Source organism: Nitrospinota bacterium, assembly GCA_016235255.1.
Lineage (GTDB): Bacteria > Nitrospinota_A > UBA7883 > UBA7883 > JACRLM01 > JACRLM01.
This window is the reverse complement of sequence record JACRLM010000097.1, coordinates 1-5966: the sequence shown is the minus strand read 5'-3', so window position 1 is coordinate 5966 and position 5966 is coordinate 1. Positions and strand designations below refer to the sequence as shown.

Genomic DNA, 5966 nt, shown 5'->3' with positions numbered 1-5966 from the left:
GGTAGCGGCCCTTGATTTTCGCAAGGTATTCTTTTCTGGCGCTTTTGCCCATATTCCATGCTCCCTTCGGTTACATGAAACATGAGGCATCGAATCATTTTCGCCTAATTCTTCGGTTACTTTTAATATGAGGCAATTCGATATTTATGGCGGATGCGCCAATTGCTTGAAAAAGGGGTATACTAAAAATGGTGTCAGTAAATGCAGTAAAGGTAAAAAAACGAGTTCAATGAACCCTGCTGTCTAAAGACGGCGGGAGGCAGCCGGATCAATGCCAACAAGTTCGCTGGAAAAGACGCTAAAAAGCCTCAACGATGCGATAAGTCTCACCGCAGGCAACGTGGTTTTCCCGGCGAGGGCGGGTGAGTAACATAACGGGATGGATTATATGACAATGGGGGAATGGCCAGCTTCTTGCTCTCTCTCTCTCTCTCTCTCTCTCTGCTTACGCTCGCTCCTCGCGCGCGCGTATGGCCCAAAATGTAGGGGCACGGCGCGCCGTGCCCGAACTGTCCCGCCGCACTTTTCCTTCCCCTGTAAAAGGGAAGTGGCGTCCTTTGTTAACACTCGGGGTAAACTTTGCCCCGGAGTTGAGAGATGAGCGCGCCAATGAGCATTCATGAACGAACCGAACGCTCCGCGGGATATGCCTTTATCCTGATTTTCGCCCTCATGGCGATGGGCATTGTCCTGATCGGCTACCTGCACTACCTCAATTACGAGCGGAATTACCGCGCCAATGTGGAGAGTGAGCTTTCGAGCATCGTGAAGTTGAAGGTGGACGAACTTGAGCTTTGGCGCAGGGAACGGCTTGGGGATGGCGCCGTTCTGTTCAGGAACGCGGCCTTTTCCGCCCTGGTCCGCCGCTTTTTGGAACAGCCGGGGGACGTGAACGCGCAAAGGCGGCTTCAGGCATGGATGGGCAAATACCTTACGGCCTATCAATATGCGTGGGTCACCTTGTTCGATACCCAGGGCAGAATAAGAATGACGGCGCCCCAGACCCCGGCGCCGGTTGAGTTGTCCGTTACCCGTGATATCACCGAGATACTGCGTTCAGGCAAGGTTGGCATTGAAGACTTTCACCGGTATGCGCCCGATCTCCCTATACATCTGGCCGTTGTGGTTCCTGTTATTGATGAATCGGACGGCGGCCGGCCTCTTGGCGTTCTTGCCCTTCGGATTGACCCTGCAACCTATCTCTACTCCTTTATCGGCAAATGGCCCACGCCCAGCCAGACGGCGGAGACACTGCTCATCCGCAGGGATGGCGATGACGCTCTGTTTTTAAACAACCTCAGGTTCCAGAAGAATACCGCCCTCAACCTGCGGATACCGCTGACGAAAACAGAAGTGCCCGCCGTTCGGGCGGCGCTTGGACAGACGGGGATATTTGAAGGGGTGGACTATCGCGGGGCGCCGGTGATCGCCGCCGTTCGCGCCGTTCCCGGCTCGCCGTGGTATCTGGTCGCCCGCATGGACAAATCGGAAGTGTACGCGCCTGTAAGGGAGCGGCTGTGGCAGATGGTGGCGTTTGTTGGCGCCTTGCTCTTCGGCTCCGGATCCGCCATGGGTTTCGTCTGGCGGCGGAAGAGCGCCCGCCACCATGAGCGGGAAAAGGTGGCGGAGGCCGAGCGACAGCGGCTTGACGAGCTTTCGGAGCTTTATCAGCTTAGCAACGCGGTCAGCGGCGCTGATACGCTCGAAGACGTTTATGAAGCGGCCAAGAGTTCCATTCTCCGGGCGCTGAAGGCGGACAGGGTTTCCATCCTGCTTTTCGATTCAGAAGGCGTCATGCGCTTCAAGTCATGGCAGGGCCTTTCGGAGACGTACAGGAAAGCGGCGGACGGGCATTCGCCGTGGACGCAAGACGCGGTCAATCCCGCGCCTATTCTCATTGATGACATCGAGCTGGACGCTGACTGGGCGCACTTCCGGCCGGTGGCGGCGGCGGAAGGTATCCGCGGATTCGCCTTTATTCCGCTGGCGCGGCGCAACCGCCCGATCGGGAAATTCATGGTCTACTTCAACAAGCCGCATCACTTTACCGGGAGTGAAATCAAGCTTGCCGAAACCATCGCTTTCCACATTACGTTTGCCATCGAACGCAAACTGGCGGTGGAGGCCGTGCGCGTGGCGGAGGAGCGCTACCGCTCCATTTTCGCGCAGTCGGCGGACGCGATCTGGCTCGTGGACGCGCAGACCGGCGCGATTGTGGAGTTCAACACAAAGGCGCACGAGTCCCTGGGATACACTCGGGAGGAGTTCGGGAAGCTTGCGATCTCGGATATAGAGATGTTGGAGACGGCGGATGAGGTCGCCGCGCACATACGCAAAGTGATCGAGGAAGGTTCCGGCGTTTTTGAGACAAAGCACCGGGCCAGGAATGGCGAAACGCGTGACATTCTCATTAGCGTCAATGCGATCACCATAGACGGCGGGAAATACATGCAAAGCATCCAGCGGGACATCACGGATCGCAAACGGGCGGAGGAAAAGTTGGCCGCCGCAGGCAAAGAACTCGAGTCCATTATAGAGGCGCAGCCGGACATACTTTACGTGATCAACACGAAAGGTGAACTGATCAAATGGAATTCGGCCCTTGAAAAGCTATGTGGTCTTGCGCCGGAGATGATGATGAAAAGGCCTGCGGCTGAGTTTGTGTTCGAAGAGGACAGGCCCACGGTATATAACGGGATAAGGGAGGTTTTCGAAAAAGGGTACTCTTCCATAGAGGTGCGGTTTATAAGAAGCGACGGGACGCTGGTCCCTCATCTGTGCAACGGCGCGGTGTGGAAAAATCATGCCGGCGAGATGGTAGGATTCATAGGAGTCGGCAAGGACATGACGGAAAAAAACGCCGTCACCGCGGAGTTGACCAAGGCAAAGGAACAGGCCGAGGCCGCAACGAAGCTGAAGGACCAATTCGTCTCGCTTGTCGCCCACGACCTCAAATCGCCCTTCGCCGCCATGCTGGGGCTTATCGAGCATGTCGCCAATCAGGACCCCTCCCACCTGGACGATGACGATAAAATTATCATGAACGCGGTCCTTGAAAGCGGCGGCAGAATGACGCGGATGATAGACGAACTGTTGCAGATCAGCAGGCTTCAGACCGGCAAAATCACGCCAAGACCCCGCTTCTTCAGGGGACGCGCGGCCGCGGCGGCCGTGATCGAATCGTATGCCCGCAACGCCTCCCAAAAAGGGATCGAGATAATAAACGAGGTTCCGGCGGAGGTGACGCTTTACGCCGATCAATTGCTTTTTAACGAGGTGCTGCTCAATCTTTTGTCCAACGCGATCAAGTTTTGCTCCAAAGGGGATAAAGTCACGATTTTCACGCCACCGTGGTTAAAAAGCGCGATAGCCGTCCAGGACTCCGGGAAGGGCATTAATGTGGGAATCATTCACGACATCTTCCGGCATGAGGCGCAAACGAGCACTCCAGGCACGGCGGGGGAGCTTGGGACCGGCCTGGGCCTGCCGTACAGCCGGGACATCATGAAAGCCCACGGAGGGGAGCTTACCGTGGAAACGGCTCCTGGCAAGGGGAGCCTGTTTATCGCGGCGCTTCCTTTTGTAAAACCCCTCGCGCTGGTTGTGGACGACGAACCGGCGTCGTTAATGGTGGTGAGGAGCCATCTTGAAAGGATCGGGATTGAGGTCGCGCAGGCTTTGGGTGGAGAGCAGGCCCTGTCCAACATAAAGGAAAGACGTCCGCATATCATTATCACCGACATAATGATGCCTGGCATGGACGGGTTTGAGCTTTTGGACCGGGTCAAGCATGACAGCCAGACAAGCGGGATACCCGTGATAATGATGACAACCGCCGAAGAAGAAATGCGGGAGAAAGCTTTCGCCCACGGGGCGGACGATTTCGTGGGCAAACCGATTGAGGCCGGGGATTTAATCCCGAGGGTAAGGAGGTTTGTGGGGTGAACTTGTGATTGCGCCATGGGAAGCGGCCGCATGGCCTTGAACCCGCCGCCCTGTGCTAAAATCCCCTCATGAGCGTCACCACCGATATCCGCAAACTGGCCCAGCTCCTGCTCAAGGAGAAAAGGATAGACCGGCAGGGATTCGACAAAATAATGTCAAACCTGGCGGAGTCTGAAAAGGCCGTCGCATCCACGGTGAAATCCTCCGCCAAAGGCAAACAGTCCAAACCGGCGCCCGGTCACGCAATACGGTTCATCGCCGGGCTAAAAGTCCCCTCGGCGGCCAACGCGGAGAAATTCATTGCCGAGGAGGAGATCGTAAAGGCCATTTCCTCCATGTGTGGGCTGCCCTACAAAAAGATCGATCCGCTGGAACTGGACATAGACACCGTCACGCGGACCATTCCCAAGCCGTTCGCGTTAAAGCACATGGTGCTCCCGCTATACCAGGCCGGTGACGAGCTGCATGTGGCGGTGATGGATCCGGAGACAGGGGACACGCTCGACGGGCTCTCACGCGCCACGGGGAAAAAAATAGTGCCGTTCCTGGCCACCCCCGGGGACATAAACAAGCTCATCAACGAATTTTATGGATTCAAGACTTCCGTCACCAGGGCCGAGGAGGAGATGTCCAAAAAGCGCATAGACCTGGGCAACCTCGAACAGCTCAACCGCATCAAGCAACCCGACCAGATACAGTCCGACGACGAGCATATCAAGAACGCCGTGGACTACCTTTTCAACTACGGGTTCGAGATGCGCGTGTCGGACATACACATAGAGCCCAAGCGGGACAACAGCGTGGTGCGGTTCCGCATAGACGGCCAGCTCAACGAGGTGTACAAGATACCCAAGGGGGTCAGCCAGGCCATCGCCTCGCGCATCAAAATGCTGGCGCGTATGAACATCGCGGAGAAACGAAAGCCCCAGGACGGGCGCATCCGCGTTGAGCACGGCGGGGACACATCCGAACTTCGCGTTTCCACCCTGCCCGCCGCCTTCGGCGAAAAGCTTGTTTTGCGCGTGCTCAAGCCGGATCAATTGATGCGGGACATGGACTTGCTTGGGTTGTTCCCCGAGGACATCATAAAGATCGAGCGGTTTTTGAACAGGCCCAACGGCATAATCCTGGTCACGGGCCCCACCGGATCTGGCAAGACCACAACGCTGTATTCCGCGCTCAACTTCCTTTCCTCGCCGGAGAAGAACATCGTCACCATAGAAGACCCGATTGAGACCATCTGCGAACAGTTCAACCAGACCGCCGTGCAGCCGGCCATAGGGCTCACATTCGCCGCGGCGCTCCGCTCGATTTTGAGGCAGGACCCGGACATCATAATGATCGGCGAAATCCGCGACCAAGAGACGGCGGACAACGCCATCCAGTCCGCCCTCACGGGGCACCTGGTGCTGTCCACACTGCACACCAACGACACCACATCCTCCATCGCCCGGCTCCGGGACCTTGGGGTGCAGCCGTTCCTGATAAACGCCACGGTGGTGGGGATCGTGGCCCAGCGGCTTGTGCGCATGGTGTGCAAGGCGTGCGCGAAGGAAGTGGAGGTGAGCGCAAAAAGGCTCAAACAGTTCGGGATCGTCATCAAGGAGGAGAAGGCGGTCATAAAAGAAGGAAAAGGGTGCGATCAATGCCGGTTCACCGGATTCCTGGGGCGAACGGGAGTTTATGAAGTGCTGGCGATGGACGACAACATCCGCCAGATGGTGCAGGAGGCGAAGAGCGACATGGAGATACGCAAATACGCCCTCGCCCACGGGATGACCACCATCCGCGACAGCGCCGTGCGCAAGATGCTAAACGGCGAGACGACGCTAAGGGAAGTGGTGCAGCTGGGATATCAGTTGTGAATGGCCGGACGTGGGTGAGAAAGTGTCCTAAACTTAGTTGAAACGAAGGTATGACCTCACCTGCTACCATGTTTTTGAACGAAAACAACGGAAAGCAAGGAGGTCACATGAAAAGAGTAAACGGTAACGGGAAAACTGGCAAGGGAAGAATGGATT

General features: G+C 56.7%; 2 protein-coding genes. Both read left to right on the top strand.

The window, feature by feature from the left end:
• Positions 1-597: 597 nt before the first annotated feature.
• Complete coding sequence (locus HZB29_12805) at positions 598-3945, top strand: PAS domain S-box protein (protein ID MBI5816478.1); 3348 nt, start codon at positions 598-600, stop codon at positions 3943-3945.
• 68 nt (positions 3946-4013) lie between these two features.
• A complete protein-coding gene (locus tag HZB29_12800) occupies positions 4014-5810 on the top strand; it encodes a type II/IV secretion system protein (protein MBI5816477.1) in 1797 nt (598 codons plus the stop codon).
• Positions 5811-5966: the final 156 nt, after the last annotated feature.

Coding starts and splice junctions, on each gene's coding strand:
- HZB29_12805 (MBI5816478.1), top strand. CDS start 598: ATGAGCGCGCCAATGAGCATTCATGAACGAACCGAACGCTCCGCGGGA.
- HZB29_12800 (MBI5816477.1), top strand. CDS start 4,014: ATGAGCGTCACCACCGATATCCGCAAACTGGCCCAGCTCCTGCTCAAG.